General features: G+C 61.0%; 13 protein-coding genes and 3 tRNA genes. 11 read left to right on the top strand and 5 right to left on the bottom strand.

Annotated elements, in window-relative coordinates:
* The first annotated feature begins 75 nt into the window (after window positions 1–75).
* From ABVN21_RS13880 to ABVN21_RS13855, 6 genes are all read left to right on the top strand, one after another.
* Window positions 76–151, top strand: a tRNA-Val gene (locus ABVN21_RS13880).
* Window positions 152–204: 53 nt separating this feature from the next.
* Window positions 205–281: transfer RNA gene (locus ABVN21_RS13875), tRNA-Asp, on the top strand.
* Between the two features lie 92 nt (window positions 282–373).
* A tRNA-Asp gene (locus ABVN21_RS13870) sits at window positions 374–450 on the top strand.
* A gap of 249 nt (window positions 451–699) precedes the next feature.
* On the top strand, window positions 700–1,209 hold the full coding sequence (locus tag ABVN21_RS13865; RefSeq protein ID WP_339553263.1) for a sigma-70 family RNA polymerase sigma factor: 510 nt from the start codon (window positions 700–702) through the stop codon (window positions 1,207–1,209).
* Window positions 1,206–2,150: a FecR domain-containing protein gene (locus tag ABVN21_RS13860; protein ID WP_339553264.1), complete on the top strand. Its 945-nt coding sequence runs from the start codon at window positions 1,206–1,208 to the stop codon at window positions 2,148–2,150. The genes ABVN21_RS13865 and ABVN21_RS13860 overlap by 4 nt, the downstream gene beginning before the upstream one ends.
* Window positions 2,151–2,215: 65 nt before the next feature.
* A complete protein-coding gene (locus tag ABVN21_RS13855; RefSeq protein ID WP_339553265.1) occupies window positions 2,216–4,639 on the top strand; it encodes a TonB-dependent receptor in 2,424 nt (807 codons plus the stop codon).
* A 139-nt stretch (window positions 4,640–4,778) separates the two neighbouring features.
* Here ABVN21_RS13855 and aldA read toward each other — a convergent pair whose 3' ends face one another.
* Genes aldA through ABVN21_RS13835 form a run of 4 tightly spaced genes read right to left on the bottom strand, consistent with a single transcriptional unit; the run spans window position 4,779 to window position 9,543 of the window.
* Window positions 4,779–6,212, bottom strand: a complete 1,434-nt coding sequence (gene aldA / locus ABVN21_RS13850; protein ID WP_339553266.1) for an aldehyde dehydrogenase — start codon at window positions 6,210–6,212, stop codon at window positions 4,779–4,781.
* 19 nt (window positions 6,213–6,231) lie between these two features.
* Entirely contained in the window at window positions 6,232–7,032 is an 801-nt protein-coding gene (locus ABVN21_RS13845) for an HpcH/HpaI aldolase/citrate lyase family protein (RefSeq protein ID WP_339553267.1), read from the bottom strand.
* Window positions 7,033–7,046: 14 nt separating this feature from the next.
* On the bottom strand, window positions 7,047–8,231 hold the full coding sequence (gene rhmD, locus ABVN21_RS13840) for an L-rhamnonate dehydratase (protein WP_056853692.1): 1,185 nt from the start codon (window positions 8,229–8,231) through the stop codon (window positions 7,047–7,049).
* A gap of 16 nt (window positions 8,232–8,247) precedes the next feature.
* Complete coding sequence (locus tag ABVN21_RS13835; protein ID WP_339553268.1) at window positions 8,248–9,543, bottom strand: MFS transporter; 1,296 nt, start codon at window positions 9,541–9,543, stop codon at window positions 8,248–8,250.
* Window positions 9,544–9,667: 124 nt separating this feature from the next.
* Here ABVN21_RS13835 and ABVN21_RS13830 point away from each other — a divergent pair, with 124 nt between their 5' ends.
* The 5 genes from ABVN21_RS13830 (at window position 9,668) to ABVN21_RS13810 (ending at window position 16,370) form a co-directional block, all read left to right on the top strand.
* Window positions 9,668–10,609, top strand: a complete 942-nt coding sequence (locus tag ABVN21_RS13830) for a LysR family transcriptional regulator (protein ID WP_339553269.1) — start codon at window positions 9,668–9,670, stop codon at window positions 10,607–10,609.
* Between the two features lie 186 nt (window positions 10,610–10,795).
* Entirely contained in the window at window positions 10,796–13,627 is a 2,832-nt protein-coding gene (locus tag ABVN21_RS13825) for a xanthine dehydrogenase family protein molybdopterin-binding subunit (RefSeq protein ID WP_339553270.1), read from the top strand.
* Window positions 13,620–14,159 carry a (2Fe-2S)-binding protein gene (locus ABVN21_RS13820; RefSeq protein ID WP_007982256.1) on the top strand — a complete coding sequence of 180 codons (540 nt, stop codon included), beginning with the start codon at window positions 13,620–13,622 and terminating at the stop codon, window positions 14,157–14,159. The genes ABVN21_RS13825 and ABVN21_RS13820 overlap by 8 nt, the downstream gene beginning before the upstream one ends.
* A gap of 2 nt (window positions 14,160–14,161) precedes the next feature.
* Window positions 14,162–15,397 carry a cytochrome c gene (locus ABVN21_RS13815; RefSeq protein WP_339553271.1) on the top strand — a complete coding sequence of 412 codons (1,236 nt, stop codon included), beginning with the start codon at window positions 14,162–14,164 and terminating at the stop codon, window positions 15,395–15,397.
* Between the two features lies 1 nt (window position 15,398).
* The gene (locus ABVN21_RS13810; protein WP_339553272.1) at window positions 15,399–16,370 is read left to right on the top strand and encodes an XdhC family protein; all 972 of its coding nucleotides are present in this window, start codon (window positions 15,399–15,401) and stop codon (window positions 16,368–16,370) included.
* 49 nt (window positions 16,371–16,419) lie between these two features.
* Here the strand turns inward: ABVN21_RS13810 and ABVN21_RS13805 are convergent, their stop codons facing one another.
* Window positions 16,420–17,703, bottom strand: a complete 1,284-nt coding sequence (locus ABVN21_RS13805; RefSeq protein WP_339553273.1) for an FAD-binding oxidoreductase — start codon at window positions 17,701–17,703, stop codon at window positions 16,420–16,422.
* Between the last annotated feature and the right edge of the window lie 98 nt (window positions 17,704–17,801).

Raw genomic sequence — 17,801 nt, 5'->3', positions numbered from 1 at the left:
TTCAGAAAAACTTCAATCCTGCTATTGACTTAGGTTCGCTACCTGCGTAAATTTCGCGGCCTCGGAGATGCAAACGGGTGATTAGCTCAGCTGGGAGAGCGTCTGCCTTACAAGCAGAATGTCGGCGGTTCGATCCCGTCATCACCCACCACTCCCGAGATACTTGCGAAAGCAAGAGGTAGGCTGAAATGCCTCCACCGACGCGCAGCGGTAGTTCAGTCGGTTAGAATACCGGCCTGTCACGCCGGGGGTCGCGGGTTCGAGTCCCGTCCGCTGCGCCATATTTTCCGAGTCAGATTCATCTGGTTCGAGATTGAAAAGCCACTGAGTTTTCAATCAGACGAGTTACTTGGACGAAAGTCCAAAGCGATACGCAGCGGTAGTTCAGTCGGTTAGAATACCGGCCTGTCACGCCGGGGGTCGCGGGTTCGAGTCCCGTCCGCTGCGCCATATCTGCACCGAGGCCCACTGAACGCCTCGGAGCTACGAAGAAAGCCATCAGCGCCTACTTCGAGTCGATAGCAAAGACCCTGGTCGAAAGACCGGGGTTTTTTGTGTCTGGAATTTGGCATTTCCTCCTCTTTCGCACTCAACATCCAATCTTTCTTCATCAGCGCACCATAAAGCACTTGTCGCGGCCGCTACATTAATTAGAATCACTCTCATTTACGATAACTCCTTGGCACAGGGCTTCTTGAGATGAGTGATGCAGCGATGCCGAAGGAGCAAACCCTTCACGACCTGTACCGCGATCACCGTGGCTGGCTTGAAGGCTGGTTGAGGCGCCGCATGGGCAACGCCTGCGATGCGGCCGATCTCAGCCAGGATACGTTCCTGCGGTTGCTCGCCAGTTCGCAACGGATCGCCGATCTGCACGAGCCTCGCGCTTATCTGCTGACAGTGGGCAAGCGTCTGCTGAGCAATTTCTACCAGCGTCGCAGCCTGGAGCAGGCGTATCTCAGCGCCCTCGCATCGCTGCCTGAAGACTGCGTGCCGTCCCCCGAGCAACGCTGGATTTTGCTGGAAACCCTGCAAGCCCTCGACGAATTGCTCGACGGATTACCTACGGCGGTACGGCGTGCATTTCTGTGGAGTCAGCTCGAAGGCTTGAACTACCAGCAAATCGCCGAGCGTCTGCAAGTCTCTGATCGCACGATCAAACGCTACATGGCACAAGCCTACGAACATTGCCTGTTGGTGGAATTGTGAACAGTTCGGCGCCCGATGCCCGTCAAGCCGTCCGCGCGGCGGCGCAGTGGCTGGCGTTGCTCGAGTCCGGTGGCGCCACCGAGCAGGACCGAGCGAACCTGCAACGCTGGCGTGAAACCTCGGCCAGTCACGAGCAGGCCTGGCAGAGGGCGCAAGCCTTGCGCCAGCGATTCGCCGACCTGCCTTCAGCGCTGGCGTTGAGCAGTCTCGACCGTCCCGATCCAGCGCGACGCATTGTGCTCAAGCGTGCCTTGGGTGCCGTGGCGTTGGTGCCAGCGGCGTGGCTGATCAGCCGCCAACTGCCGCTGGATGTCTGGCGTGCCGATTTGCACACTGCCACCGGCGAGCGCAAAAAAGTGCAACTGGCCGACGGCAGTTCCCTGCAACTCAATACCGCCAGCGCCGTTGATGTGGATTTGCCGAATCATCATGTGAAGTTGGTCGAAGGCGAAATGTCGCTGAAAGTACCGGGCGCTGCGCCGTTGACGATTCAAACCCGGTTTGGTCAGGTCATCGTCAGTCAAAGTGAAGTCTGTGTCCGCCAGAATGCCCGCACTTGCCGGGTATCGGTGTTCAATGGCGCCGTGCAGTTGCAACCGTTGCAGGGTGCCGCGCTGACGTTGCGCGCCGGCCAGCAGGTCAACCTGCAAGCGGCAGGCGTCGGACCAGTGCAAGCCTTTGATGTGCTGCAACCCGGTTGGCGCGAAGGCGTGCTGATGGCGAACAACCAGCCGCTGGGGGATTTCCTGCGCGAGCTCGACACCTATCGACCGGGTGTCCTGCGCTGGGTGCCGGAGCTTGAAAACCTGCGCGTCACCGGCAGTTTTCGTCTCGACGACACCGACCGCATCCTCTCTTTGCTCGCCGCAAGCCTGCCGCTGGACGTGCAAATGCGCACCCGTTACTGGGTGACGCTACAACCGCGCAAAAAAAGTGTTTGAAGCCTGTCCCCTTTTTCGGCTCGCTTGTCATTCAAGGCAACTGAACGAACAAGAGAGCTTCTTCAATGCCCGCAGTAACGACCTGCTGTCCGCGTCCGGCTTTTTCCGGCCTGCGTCCGCTGTTGCACTTGAGCCTGTTGTTGAGCCTGAGTGCCAGCCCGTTTTTCATTGCCGAGAGTTACGCCGAAGACAGCGCCCGCCGCAGCTATCAAGTGCCCGCCGGAAGTCTGAGCGATGCGCTGACGCGGTTTGCCGGTCTGGCCGGCGTCAACCTGTCGGTGGACCCGGCGCTGGTCAGCGGTCGCAACAGCGCCGGGCTGTCGGGTGAGTATGGCGTGGAAGAGGGCTTTGCCCGATTGCTGCAAAATTCCGGTCTGCAATTGCAGGCGGTGGGGGAACAGGCCTACATCCTGACTCCCGCACCAACCGGCAGCAGCCTGCAACTGGGCGCCACCTCGATTGTCGCTGCCACGGCATCGGTGGACGGCGATCCGTATGCTGGCGGCCAGGTCGCGCGCCGTGGCTCGCAAGGCTTGCTGGGCTCGAACGACTTCATGGAAACGCCGTTCAGCATGACCACCTACACCAGCGAAGCGATCGAGAACCTGCAAGCGCGAACCTTGGGTGATTTGATCGCCAGCGATCCCTCGGTTCGCGCCACCAACCCGGCAGGCGGGCGTTATGAGCAGTTCACCATTCGCGGGCTCAGCCTGTTCAACAGCGATGTTTCCTACAACGGTCTGTACGGCGTCCTGCCGACCTATACGATCGACATGGAAATGGCCGACCGCGTCGACATCCTCAAAGGTCCGAGTCAACTCATCAACGGCATCTCGCCGCGCGGCAGCGTGGGTGGCGGCATCAACGTGGTGCCCAAGCGCGCCACCGACCAACCCATCACATCGTTTACCGGAAGTTACGCGTCCGACAGTCAGGTCGGTGGTGCCGTGGATGTGGGCCGGCGCTTTGGTGAAGGCAACCAGTTTGGTATTCGTTTCAACGGCGTCAAACAGTCCGGCGACACCGATTGGGATCACCAGAATGTCGACCGCGAAATGGCCGTGCTCGGCCTGGATTTTCGCGGTGAACGCCTGCGGCTCTCGACCGATATCGGCCGCACCGAACGCGATACCGACGCGCCGCAGGAGCGTGTGCAGGTGGGCGCCAATGCGCAGGTGCCGCATGCCGGTGACGTGCGCCACAACTACGCGCAACCCTGGAGCCAGGCGAGTACCAACGATACGTTCGGCACGGTGAGTGGTGAATTCGATGTCAGCGATTCGGTCATGTTGTACGGCGGTGTAGGCGCACGCAAAAGCAACCATGACTTCCTCCGGCACGCCGTGGCGGTTACCAACGACGCAGGCGATTTCAGCGTTCTGCCGCGTGACTTTACCCGCGACGAAAATGTCCGCACAGCCACGGCGGGAGTGCGCAATTGGTTTCACACTGGCCCGGTGAGCCATCAGGTCAACCTGGCCGCCAGCTATTTCTACATGGACTTCGAAAACGGCGGCGCTCGCTATGCCGCAGCGCCCAGCAACCTCTACGACCCGGTGGAAACGCCGAAGCCTGTACGGCCTACGCGACAAGATCCCGAGGTTTACACCGAGAACCGCTTCAGCAGCGTGGCGTTATCCGACACCCTCGGTTTTTTCGATGACCGCTTGTTGCTGACCCTCGGTGGCCGTTGGCAGCGGGTCCAGGTCGACGACTGGTCCGATGACGTCAAAGGCGAAACTGCCTACGACGAAGAAAAATTCTCGCCGTCGGGCGGCATCCTGTTCAAGGCGACCGACAAGTTGTCGCTGTACGCCAACTACATGGAAGGCCTGAGCCAGGGCAAGATCGCGCCTTCGACCTCGGTGAACGAGGACGAGATCTTTGCGCCGTTCATCAGCCGTCAGGTTGAGGTCGGCGCCAAGTATGACGCCGGTGCGTTCGCCGTCACCGCCGCCGTATTCCGGATCAAGCAGCCAGCCTACGAGACCAATGCCATCACGCGCGTTTTCGGCCCGAACGGCAAACGCCAGAATGATGGAATGGAAGTGAGTGTGTTCGGCGAGCCGATCAAGGGCTTCCGCCTGCTCGGTGGGGTGATGTACATCGACAGCGAGTTGACCAATACCACCAATGGCACCTTTGACGGCAACCGCGCGCCGGCCACGCCGAAATACAACGTCAACCTCGGCGCCGAGTGGGATGTGCCGACCGTACAGGGCCTGACCCTGACCAGTCGCGGGCTTTATTCCAGCTCGCAATATCTGGATCAATCCAACAACAAGGAAATTGACTCGTGGGAACGCTTCGACGTGGGCGCACGCTATGCGTTCAGGGTCGATGAAACGACCGTCACCCTGCGTGGCAATGTCGAGAACGTCGCGGATAAGCGTTACTGGAGTTCGGCCGGGGCTTCGGATGACAGCGAGCCTGGGTTGACGCTGGCGACGCCGCGGACGTACTTGCTGTCGGCGACGGTGGATTTCTAGTTTCTACTCAATCCAATTGTGGAGCGAGCTTGCTCGCGATAGCGTCGTCAGATTCGGTATTTGCGTGACTGACCTGGCGCCATCGCGAGCAAGCTTGCTCCTACAGGGTTCTGGTAGAGCCCAAGTACTGTGTCAAGGCTCAGCCCTGCAAGTACACCGCATGCGTATGGGTGTACTCATACAACCCATGCTTGCCATCCGCACCTCCGATCCCGGATTTGCGCACCCCGGCATGGAAGCCCTGCATGGCCTCGAAGTTCTCACGGTTGACGTAGGTTTCGCCAAAATCCAGCTCGCGCATGGCGTGCAGGGTTTTGCTCAGGTCGCGGGTATAAATCGACGAGGTCAGGCCGTATTCGCAGTCGTTGGCCAGGGCGATCGCTTCGTCGAGGTCATCGATGATCTGAATCGGCAGCACCGGGCCGAAAATTTCTTCGCGCATGATTTCCATGTCGGCACGGCAGCCGGCCAGCACGGTGGGCTGGAAGTGGAAGCCATTGGGTAGATCGGCGATGTGGCCGCCACTGATCAAACTCGCCCCCTGGCTTAACGCCGTGCGGACTTTGCTGTTGACGCTGTCCAGGCCTTGGCGGTTGATCAGCGGGCCCATCTCGATATCCGGCTGGGCAATCGGGTCTCCATAGCGAGTCGCATTCATCGCCGCAGCGATACGCTCGATGAACTGATCGGCGACTTTGCGCTCGACGTACACCCGCTCGGCGCAATTGCACACCTGGCCGCTGTTGATGATCCGCGAATCGCGAATGGCTTTTACCGCCAGATCCAGATCGGCATCCGCCAGCACAATGGCCGGGGCCTTGCCGCCCAGTTCCAGATTGAGCTTGGTGATATTCGGTGCGGCGGCAGCCATGATTCGCGAGCCGGTATCGACGCTGCCGGTGAAGCTGATCATGTCCACGCCCTTGTGCGCGCTCAGCGCCGCGCCGACCCGACCGTCACCGCAAACCACGTTGAACACGCCGGGCGGCAGATCGGTTTCGGCGACCAATCTAGCGAATTCGAAGCAGTTGTTCGGGGTTTCTTCGCTGGGCTTGATCACGATGGTGTTGCCGGTCAGCAGCGCCGGGGCCATCTTGCGAGCGATCAGGAAAAACGGGAAATTCCACGGCAAGATCCCGGCCACCACGCCCAGCGGTTTGCGGAACAGGAAGATGTTTTCATTCTGGCGGTCGCTGGTGATGATCTCGCCTTCGATGCGCCGCGCCCACTCGGCCATGTAGTCGAGGTAGTCGGCGGTGAAATTGACTTCGACTTCCGCCAGACCGCTGATCTTGCCTTGCTCCAGCGTAATGGTCCGCGCCAGGTGTGGCACGTTTTCCCGCAGCTTGGCGGCGATCCTGCGCAAGTAGCCGGCGCGATCATTCGCCGGCTTGCGTGCCCAATCTTTCTGCGCCGCTCGGGCAGCAGAGAGGGCGCGTTCGACGTCGTCGGCGGTCGAGGCCGGGACTTTCGACAGCACGGCGCCGGTGGCCGGGTTGATCACGTCGAGATGGGCAGCGCTGGCCACGAACTGGCCGTTGATGAAGTTTTCGTAAACAGGCACGGACGACATGGGACGACTCCTTGGCAGATCAATAAGTGCGTGACGGCGCTTGTTCGGTGGCCGGTGTGCGGTAGCGGGCGAGGGTGGCCATGGCGCTGTGGCGCAGCAGGCTGATGTCGATGGCCACCGCGATGAACTGACAACCCCAACTCTGATAGCGGCGCGCGTCTTCTTCGTTCGGTGCGAGGATGCCGCAGGCCTTGCCAGCCGCCAGTGTGGCGTTGACGGCGTGTTGAATCCGTTCCTGAACCTCCGGATGACCGGGATTGCCGGCATGGCCCAAGCCAATCGACAAATCCGCTGGCCCGATAAACACCGCATCCACGCCTTCGACGGCGGCAATCGCCTCGACGTTTTCCACGCCGATGCGCGACTCCACCTGCACGATCAAGCACAGTTGTTCATGGGCGGTATTGAGGTAGTCGGGCACACCGTCCCAGCGCGTGGCACGGGTCAAGCCGCCGCCCACGCCGCGAATGCCGTGGGGCGGATAACGCATGGCGCGAACCAGCGCCGCCGCTTGTTCGGCGGTTTCGACCATTGGGATCATTAGTGTCTGCGCACCGATATCCAGCAGTTGCTTGATCAGATTGGCGTCACCGGTCACCGCGCGCACCACTGGTGCGGTGGAATAGGGCGCCACGGCCTGCAACTGCGCGAGTACGCCGGGCACGGTGTTCGGTGCGTGTTCACCGTCGATCAGCATCCAGTCGTAACCGGTGGTTGCGACGATTTCGGCGGCGTAGCCAGTGGCGAACCCGGCCCAGATTCCGTATTGGGGCGCCGATTGTTTCAGTGCGGCTTTGAAAGCGTTGTGCGGCATGTTCATCACGAATTCCTTTCTCAGCGGCTATACGGACGGTGCAGTTGGCATTCCGGGTTGAGGGTCACGCCGAAGCCGGGCTGATCAAGTTCCGACAGACGCATGCGGCCATTCACCGGCACAGGCTCGCCAAGTAATTGCGGGTGGAACATCGGCACCACTTCGTCGGCCTTGGGTGCCATCATCAGGAACTCGGCGAATGGGCTGTTATGCCGGGTGGCGACGAAGTGATAGCTGTAGACCGACGAGCCGTGGGGAATGACCAACGCGTTGTGGGCGTCGGCCAGGGCCGAGATTTTCACCAGTTCGGTGAGGCCGCCGCACCAGCCGACGTCCGGCTGGATGATGTCGCAGCAGCCCATCTCCAGCAGCATGCGGAAACCCCAGCGCGTGGCTTCGTGTTCGCCGGTGGTCACCAGCATGCCTTTTGGCACGTTGTTGCGCAGGGCCGCGTAGCCCCAGTAATCGTCAGGCGGCAGTGCTTCCTCAATCCATTTCAAGCCGTGTTCGTGGGCGCCAACCGCCAGTTTGGTGGCGTAGTTGAGGTCCAGGCTCATCCAGCAATCGAGCATCAGCCAGAAGTCCGGGCCGACCCGCTCACGCATGGTCGCCAGTTCTTCGAGGTTCTTGCGCAAGCCTTCTTCACCTTCGGCCGGGCCGTGGTGCAGCGGCATCTTGCCGCCGATGAAACCCATTTTCTGCGCCAGGTCCGGGCGGGCGCCGGTGGCGTAGAACTGCAATTCGTCGCGCACCGCACCGCCGAGCAATTGGTGCACAGGTTCCTGGCGGATCTTGCCGAGCAAGTCCCACAACGCCAGGTCGACGCCGGAAATGGTGTTGATCACGATGCCTTTGCGGCCGTAATACAGGGTCGACTGATACATCTGATCCCAGATTTTCTCGATGTCGGTGACGCGGGCGCCTTCAAGGAATCGCGCCAGGTGTTTCTCGACGATGTAGGCAGCCGGCTCGCCACCGGTGGTCACGGCAAAACCGACGGTGCCGTCGCTGGCCTCGATCTCCACCACGAGCGTGCCGAGTACGTTGATGCCGAAGGTGCGGCGGCTCTGGCGGTACTCCGGGTATTTGCTCATTGGCGTGGCAATGTGATCGTCGATCCAGTGGCCGTCCGCCTGATCGTGATAATCCGCGCCGCCGCCTCGCAGGGTGAAGGCGCGGACGTGCTTAATGGTTGGAATGCCCATGGTCTGACTCCTAAGTTTAAACGGTGGCCGGTTTGTTCGAAGCTTTATGGCCGGGCGCGCGGACGCCCAGTACCAGCAACGCGGCGATGACGGTGGTAGCGGCAAGCACGTACAAGCCTGCTGCCGGGGAATGGAAGGCGCCTTCGGCCCAGTTCTTCAGCACCGGGGCGATGAAGCCGCCAAGGGCGCCGAACGAGTTGATCAGGGCGATGCCCGCTGCGGCGGCGCTGCCGGCGAGGTAGCTGGAAGGGAAGGTCCAGAACACCGGCTGCACAGCGATGAAGCCGGATGCGGCGAAGCACAGCGCGACGATGCCGAGGAATGGGCTGCTGAACGTCACCGAACAGGCGATGCCAGCCGCTGCCATCAACAAGGTCAGGCACGCGGTGCGGCGGCGTTCGCCAGTGCGGTCGCTGTAACCGGGAATCAGATAAGCCGCTACCAATGCGCAAATCCACGGGATCGCCGTCACCAGCCCGACCATCAGCCCAACCTTGGTGCCCAGCAACCCGCCGACCTGGGTCGGCAAGTAGAACACCACGCCGTAGACGCTGGCCTGGATCAGCAGGTAGATCAGGCACAGGTAGAGCACGGAGGGTTGGCAGATCACATTGAGCAGGCTGCGGCCGTGGTTCTGTTTGTGGCTGTCTTCCTGATCGAGCAGCGTTTGCACTTGCTGGCGTTCTTCGGCGGTCAGCCACTTGGCGTCCGCCGGGCGATTGTCCAGGTAAAAGTAAGCCCAGATGCCCACTGCCGTGGCCATCAAGCCTTCGACGGCGAACAGCCACTGCCAGCCGTGGAAACCGGCAAAGCCGTCCAGTTCCAGGAGCAAACCGGACAACGGGCTACCGAAGATGAACGCCAGCGGCGCACCGAAGTAGAAGAAACCCATGGCTTTGCCGCGTACGGCGCTGGGAAACCAGTAGGTGAGGTAGAGGATCACGCCGGGGAAGAAACCGGCTTCCGCCACGCCCAGCAGAAAGCGCAGGACGTAGAAGCTGGTTTCGGTGTGGGCGAAGACCATGGCCGCGGAGACCAGGCCCCAGGTGACCATGATCCGGCACATCCACAGACGGGCGCCGACGCGGTGCAAGATCAGGTTGCTCGGCACTTCGAGCAGCGCATAACCAACGAAGAACACCCCGGCGCCGAAGGCGAACGCGGCGTCACTGATATTCGTATCGGCTTGAAAAGCTTGCTTGGCGAACCCGACGTTGGCGCGGTCGAGGAAGGCCATGATGTACATCAGCAGGAGAAACGGGAGCAACCGCCAGGAAATTTTGGCGAGCAGAGGCGCGGGTAGAGTCTTCATCGCAGGTTTCCTTTGGTAGGGCATTTGTTCTTATGGGAATGACTGTACGGCCGCTGATCGATGCGTTACAAATCGAATCTAGCTCACAACTGATACCCTCAGGGTATCGATGAAAAGGCCCGCCATGACCACGCCTATCCTTTCCCGCAGCCTGTTCAACCGCTTGCGCTACAAGCATCTGCACATGCTGGTGGCGCTCAGCACCAGCCAGAACCTGCATCGCGCCTCGCAGACCCTGAACATGTCGCAACCGGCCGCCACCCGCATGCTGCATGAGATTGAAGACATGTTCGGTTGCGACCTGTTCGAGCGTTTGCCCCGTGGCATGCGCCCGACAGCGCTGGGCCAGGAGCTGATTCGTTTTGCCGAGTCGGCGCTCAGCGGCCTCGACCGTTGCGCCGAGGACCTGATTGCGCGGCAGCAGGGCGGCTACGGCTATCTGTCCATCGGCACCATCATGGGCGCGGCGCCGGACCTGGTCATGGATTCGATTGCCGAGATCAAGTCGCTCAACCCGCAGCTGCGGATTCGCATCATGGGCGACACCAGTGACCAGGTGATCCAGTTGCTGGAACAGGGCCGCATCGACCTCGCCATCGCCCGGCGCAACGCCGCCACCGACAGCGAGCATTACGAGTTCGAGCAACTGGGTAACGAACGCCTGTTGGTGGTGGTGCATGCCGGTCACCCGCTGGCCAAGCGCACGAAACTGGAGCTGGCAGAACTGGTGAGCGCATGGCCATGGATCCTGCAACCGGAGACCAGCCCGGCGCGCATTGGTCTGGATCAGGCCTTGCAGCGCCTGGCCTTGCCACTGCCAGAGGACATCATCGAATGCAGTTCGGTGTATTCCATGCAGCAACTGATTCAACTGACCGACGCCATCATGGTGCTCTCGGAAACCGCTCTGCGCGACTACTTGAAAATGGGCTTGGTCGTAGCGCTGCCGGTGGAGCTGGACGTGCAACTGGCGCCGTTCGGATTGTTGTTGCGCAAGGGCGAGCACATCAGCCGGGAATTGGGTTTGTTCATCGATTTGCTGCGCAGCAAGTCCGCTAGATTTTGATTCGTTGGTCAGTTTTTTATGTTTGGATATTTTCCGCGAGGGCATAAGTCTATAAACTTAACCTTTCGGTCAGCTTTGCACTGTCGTTACAGCCCTTCGCAACGTCAAGAAAGGGCTTCTGCAAGACTCGAGATTTCCAGAACATAACCAGAAGGGCGGACCCCATAACCGCCCAGAGGATGATCCATGTCCAACCGTGAAATATCCCGGCGTTCGTTCCTTCAGGGCGGGCTGGTAGCGGGTGTGAGCGTGACGCTTACCCCGCTCAGCAGTCAGGCGCTGGCCGCCTTGATGGAAAACAGCGTGACCGTGCCGTCCGAGCAGTGGCTCGGCAACAACGGCAAGGCGCGCGCCCGTAACGATGCCTTGTCCAAGGTCTGCGGCAGCAAAGTCTTTGCCCGCGACATCCGATCGAAGGACATGCCGGGCTGGCCGCAGCAACAAGGCCACGCGATGCTGCTGAAAACCATCAAAGCCGATCGTATCTACGCAGGTGTAGACCTGTCGTGGCTCGGCGCGGAGTTGCAGCCGGATCGTATCGTCACCGCCGACGATCTGGTCAAGGACGGCATCGTCTTCCCGGAAGAACACGCCCCTGATCCATTACTGCCGGTCGGCAAGGTGCCGATGTTCATCGGCCACCCGGTGGCGATCCTGATCTGGAACGACTTCGAGCGCTTCCGCCAGGCCAAGGCCAAACTCAAGTTCAATGACAAAGCGATTCGTTATGGCGACCAAGTGCCATTCTACGAAGGCGACCCGTATGGCAGCTTCCGTTATGTGCGCGTCGGCGGCGCGACTTCGGCGGACGAAGATGAATTCGCCAGCCTCAAGGACTCGATCCTGTTCCCGATGCTGAAAAACCGTCGCCCGGTATGGAATTCCCAACCGAACCTGCACGGTAACCTGACCGAGCGCGGGTTGTTCTACGCCGAGCGCATGAAGCAGCAGATCGAGACACCGCCAGACAACTGGCTGGTGTTCGACGAGCGCTACAAGACCCCGTCGATTGAACCCGCCGCCATGGAGCCGGACAACGGCAACGGCTGGTACGACCCGGCGACCAAGACCCTGCACTTTGTGGTCGCCACTCAGTGCCCGCTGGAAACCGCGACCGAGACCGCGAAGATGATCGCGCCGTCGCGTTTCGGCCTGGCCAACCTGAACATGCACCCGGGTTACACCGTCGGCTACGGCTCCAAAGACCACAACATTTTCGTCTACTACGCCGCGTTGGCCGCGTTGTACGGCGCCGGTGTGCCGGTGCGTCTGGCCAACGACCGCTACGAGCAGTTCCAGAGTGGCATCAAGCGTCACCCGTTCGATATTCGCTATCAACTGGCGGTGGACAAGACCGATCACAGCTTCAAGATTTTCCGCGCCGACATGAGTGTCGACGGCGGCGGCCGGGTCAACTACAGCCCTTCGGTGGCGGCGGTTGGTGCCACGGCAGCGCAGTCGATCTACTACATGCCGCAGAACGATTTGCAGGTCACGGCCTATCATTCCCGCGCCGTCGAGGCCGGGTCGATGCGTGGCTACGGCACCCTGCAAAGCATGGCTTCCACCGAGATGATGGTCGACGAAATCGCCGGTCGCCTCGGTGTCGATGCGATTGAGTTGCGTCGCAAGAACGCGCTGCGCTCGGGCATGAAAAACACCCAGGGCGCGGTGCCTGCCGGTGCGTTGCGCCTGCACGAGATTCTCGACAAGGCCGCCGTTCACGAAGTCTGGAAAAACCGCGACGCGATCAAGAAACAACGCGAAGCGGCTGACCCGGATAACTGGTACGGCGTCGGTTTCGCCATTTGCCAGAAAGACTTCGGCACCGGTTCCGAAGCCCCGATGGCCAGCATCGAATTCACCGCCGAAGGCCGCATCACCTTGCGCCACATCGGTATCGAAATCGGCACCGGCATGTCCACTTCGCAAGCCATGGTTGTGGCCGATTTCCTCGGCAGCCCGGCGCACGAAGTGAAGACCGGTGAAACCGAATGGAAAGAGATGCAGCTGATCACCGGCGGCAACCCTTACATCATGAGCCAGGCCGAGCAGGATAACTTCCTGCGCAACCCGCGCTGGGTCGGCAAGATCGCCTCGGCGTCGTCGGCGACCAACTCCGCCTACTACTTCAGCCACGCCACCCGTGAAGCGGCGCGCGTGCTGTTCAACCACGGCTTGTGGCCGGCGGCGCTGGAAATCTGGCGACAAGGCCCTTGCGGCGGCCAGGCCAACCCTTACGTGGTGCGCCGCGAAGATGCCCATTGGGTCGACGGCAAATTGACCGCCAATGGCATGGAGCCGTTGCCTTTCGAAGTACTGGCCAAGCGTGCCCACGAACGTGGTCTGGTGACTGCAGCGACCGTCCACGGCTTCAACCGCTGGAGCTGGGCCGAGGCCGAGTTCAGCATCGACGGCGTGCGTGAGCGCTTGCCGCTCGATGGCCTGGCAGTCAAGTACGGCGACGGTGCACCGAAAGCCAAGCTGGCGCAGATGAACAGCGCCGGTTTCCATCTGCTGGATCGACAGAACATCGCCTATCCGGTGACCCAGTTGAACAACGCGGCGGTGACTTACTACAGCCCCGTCGCCACGTTGGTCGAGTTGAAAGTGAACAAGGGTTCGGCGGAAGTCGAAGTGCTCAATCATCACTCGTGGGTCGAGTGCGGTCGGGTGTTGGTGGAAGAACTGGTCAAGGGCCAGGTCGAAGGCGGCATCGCCATGGGCATCGGCCATGCGCTGATGGAAGAAATGCCGCTGTACGAAGGCGGACCGGGGGAGGGCGACTGGAACTTCAACCGTTACCGCTTGCCGATGGCGCGGCACGTAGCGGTGTGGAAACAGACCGCGGAAATCCTTCCGCCGCTGTCGCCGAGCGACCCGTCCAAAGGCATCGCCGAAGTGGTGATGATCCCGGTGGTCGGCGCCATCGGTAACGCCGTGGCCCATGCCATCGGCAAGCGCGTCCGCGACCTGCCTATCACTTCTGCTCGCATCAAGGAGGCCCTCAATGGCTAACCGTCCGCTTCAACTGACCCTCAACGGTCAATCCGTCGGCCCGGTGGACATCCCTGATGACCTGCCGATGATCGACTACCTGCACGAATACAAGAACCTCACCGGCTCCCGTCTTGGCTGCGGACAGGGGATTTGCCACGCTTGCGTGGTGATCGTCGACAACCCCGACGGCACCAGCGAAGAAGTGCGCACCTGCATCACCGGCGCGCATTACTTCGAAGGCAAGAAAGTGCGGACCATCGAAGGCCACGCGACTCGCGACGAGCAGGGCAAGGTCACCGAACTCAATCCGATTCAGCAGCGCTTCGTCGATGAATTCGCTTTCCAGTGCAGTTACTGCGCGCCGGGCTTCGTCAACGCCGCGACCGTATTGGTGGAAAAGCTGCAGCGTCAGCCAATCGTCAAAAGTCAGTTGGAAAAAGTCATCGAAGACAGCCTCGGCCACCACATCTGCCGTTGCACCGGGTACGTGCGCTACTACAGCGCGACGCGCAATGTGCTGACCGATCTCGGCCTGGTCAAGGAGGGTTAAGCATGAAGCAACTACTTACCCGCCTCGCGCTGGCGGTTGGTCTGGCTGCGCCTGTGTTCGCAGCTCATGCGGATGATCAGGTCAAGCGTGGCGAATACCTCGCCCGCGCCGCTGACTGCATGGCTTGCCACACCGCACCGGGTGGCGCGCCGTATGCGGGTGGTCTGCCGATCGTCTCGCCGTTCGGCACGATCTACGGCACCAACATTACGCCAAGCAAAGAGCACGGCATCGGTCTGTACAACAATGACGAATTCTTCGCCGCGCTGACTGAAGGCAAGCGTCGTGATGGCGCCAACCTGTACCCGGCGATGCCGTACACCTCTTATCACTTGATGCCGCGTGAAGACTCCGACGCGATTCATGCGTACCTGAAAACCGTCGAGCCAATTGAACGTGCTGCACCGGTCACCAGCCTGAGCTTTCCATTCAACGTGCGCCTGGGCCTGATGGGCTGGAACATGATGTATGGCAAGGATGTGAAGCTGGAGTCGGCCGAAGGCAAAAGCGAGGCCTGGAAGCGCGGTCAGTACATGGTCGACGTGCTAGGTCATTGCGGTGAATGCCACACCCCACGCGGCTTGCCCGGTGCGATGCAGCAGGACAAACGCATGACTGGCGGCATTCTCAACGGCTATCTGGCGCCGAGCCTGCTGGCTACCGATCTCGCCGCGCGTGGATGGAATCATCAGGACCTGAGCTCGTTCCTCAAGCACGGCATGAGCGCCCAGGGCACGATGTTCAACGAGATGTTTCCGGTGTTCCACAACAGCACCCAGCGCCTCAACGACCCTGATCTGGCGGCGATGGCAACCTTCCTGCTCGGCGATCAACCGCCAGCGGCGAAAGTGCTGACCGACGTGCCGTTGGACAAGCTCAGCGCCAGCGCCCAGCGCGGCCGTCAGGAATACTTGAACGTCTGCGCCGGTTGCCACGCGGTCGGCGGCGAAGGCAAGCCTCACATCGCCGTGGCCATGCGCGGTAACACCACGCTGCGCCTGGAAGATCCGCGCAACCTGGTGCGGGTGATCGACGATGGCATCGGCGAGCAGAAATTCGCCGGGTTCGAGCACATGCAACCCATGCCGGGTTTTGCCGACAAGCTCAGCGCCGAGCAGCTTACTGATCTGCTGAACTACCTGCGTCAGGGTTGGGGTGGTCAGCCGACGGATCTGGCCATGAGCGATGTGCAGAAGTTGCGGGCCGATGCGCCGCCGCTTGAGCACAAGGCGCACTGACATGCAGCATCTCGATCTGCAAGTGGTGCGCCGGGCGCTGGAATGGTCGGCGGCCGGGCAGCGTGTCTGGCTGTGCACCGTCCTGGCTACTTACGGCTCGGCGCCTCGTGCGCCGGGCTCGTTGCTGGCGGTGAACGCTGAAGGGCAGTGGATCGGCTCACTGTCCGGCGGTTGCGTCGAGGAAGACTTCCTGGAGCGCGTCGCCGAGGGTGCGTTTGAGCAAGCGGTGAGCGTCGTACGCTACGGTGAGGGCGAAGATCCGCGCTCGCGGGTGAGCCTGCCCTGTGGCGGCGTGCTCGACGTGCTGGTTGAGAAGCTTGAGCCCGATTGTGAGGTTCAGGCGCATTTGCGGGAACTGGAGTCGGCGCTGTTGGGTCGGCGTCGGTTGATCCGTGAAGTGGACCTCGCCAGTGGCGCGCGCAGTCTATTCGATGATCGCGAACAGGGTGTGCGGGTCGAGCGCGAGATTGACCGCGTTCGCTTACGCATCGGCGCGGCTCAGCGTTTGTTGCTGGCCGGGTATTCCAGCGTGGCGCAGGCCTGCGCAGAGTTTGCCGTGGGTCTGGGGTTCGAGGTGATTCTGTGTGACCCTCGCGATGAAGTGCTGGAAGGCGTGGTGCTGGAGAGCGTGGAGATTCGTCGTCAATTGCCGTCAGTGTTCATCGCCGATGGTGGCTGCCACAGCGATACTGCGGTAGTGGCGTTGACTCATGATCCGCGCATCGATGATTTGGCGATGATGGAAGCGGTGCGCACTGAGGCGTTTTACATCGGTGTGATGGGTTCTGTGCAGACTTCGCAAAAACGCTTCGAGCGCTTGCGCCGAATCGGTGGCCTCGGCGATGCCGAACTGGCGCGGATTCATGCGCCGATTGGCTTGAACCTGGGCAGCAAGACACCGGCGGAGATTGCGTTGGCGGTGCTGGCCGATATTTTGCGGATTCGTAGCGGGATCGCTCGGGATCGGCTTTGACGCATTGCAAAAGAAGGGCCGCATAAGCGGCCCTTTTCATCTCTGGCGGTCAGTACCCGAACTTGTCCCGCAATCCGTAATACCACGCGCCCAACGCCGCAAATGGCGTGCGCAGTAACTGCCCGCCGGGAAACGGGTAGTGGGGCAGGTCGGCAAACGCATCAAAACGCTCCGCTTGACCACGCAACGCTTCGGCTAGCACCTTGCCCGCCAGATGCGTGTAGGTTACGCCGTGGCCACTGCATCCCTGGGAGTAGTAGATGTTATCGCCCAGTCGTCCGACTTGTGGCAGACGCGACAACGTCAGCAGGAAATTACCGGTCCAGGCGTAATCGATCTTCACGTCCTTGAGCTGCGGGAAAGCCTTGAGCAGTTTCGGTCGAATGATCGCCTCGATGTTCGCCGGGTCCCGCGCGCCATACACCACGCCGCCACCGAAAATCAGACGCCTGTCGCCGCTCAGGCGGTAGTAGTCGAGCAAATAATTGCAGTCCTCCACACAGTAATCCTGGGGCAGCAGGCTTCTGGCCAACTCATCACTCAGCGGTTCAGTGGTGATGACCTGAGTGCCGCACGGCATCGACTTGGCAGCCAGCTCTGGCACCAGATTGCCGAGGTAGGCATTGCCCGCCACGATGATGAACTTGGCCCTGACCTTACCCTGCGGTGTATGCACCACCGGATTCGCACCTCGCTCGATGCGCACCGCCGGCGACTGCTCATAGATTGTGCCACCCAACGACTCGACAGCCGCGGCTTCACCCAACGCCAGGTTGAGTGGATGAACGTGGCCACCGCTCATGTCGAGCATCCCGCCGATATATTGATCGCAGTCCACCACTTCACGAATGCGCTGTTGATCCATCAGCTCAAGCTGCGTATGTCCGAAGCGTTCCCACAAGCGTTTCTGCGATTCCAGGTGACCCATCTGCTTGGCAGTGATGGCGGCGAACACCCCACCGTCCTTCAAGTCGCACTGGATGTTGTACCTGGCAACCCGCTCGCGAATGATCCGCCCGCCCTCGAACGCCATCTGCCCCAGCAATTGGGCCTGCTTGGGGCCGACACTACGCTCGATTACATCAATGTCGCGACTGTAACTGTTAACGATCTGGCCGCCGTTACGGCCCGACGCGCCGAAACCCACCTTGGCCGCCTCCAGCACCGTCACCCGAAAGCCGTTCTCCAACAGAAACAGAGCCGAGGACAACCCGGTATAACCCGCGCCGATCACACAAACATCAGTCTCAACGTCATCCTGCAGCGCCGGGCGCGGCGGAACCGCATTGGCGGATGCGGCGTAGTAGGACTCTGGGTAGGGGGTGTTCGCCATCCTGCAGCCTCTGTTTAATATATTTTACGAGTGCGTTGATCCTACCCGAGTTAAAAATCGACCGCCAGCCACCGGAAAATCTTCGTCGCGGCCACGAA

Source organism: Pseudomonas sp. MYb327 (assembly GCF_040438925.1).
Classification (GTDB): domain Bacteria; phylum Pseudomonadota; class Gammaproteobacteria; order Pseudomonadales; family Pseudomonadaceae; genus Aquipseudomonas.
Note: the sequence above shows the minus strand (reverse complement) of the source record. Positions and strands in the feature narration are given on the sequence as shown.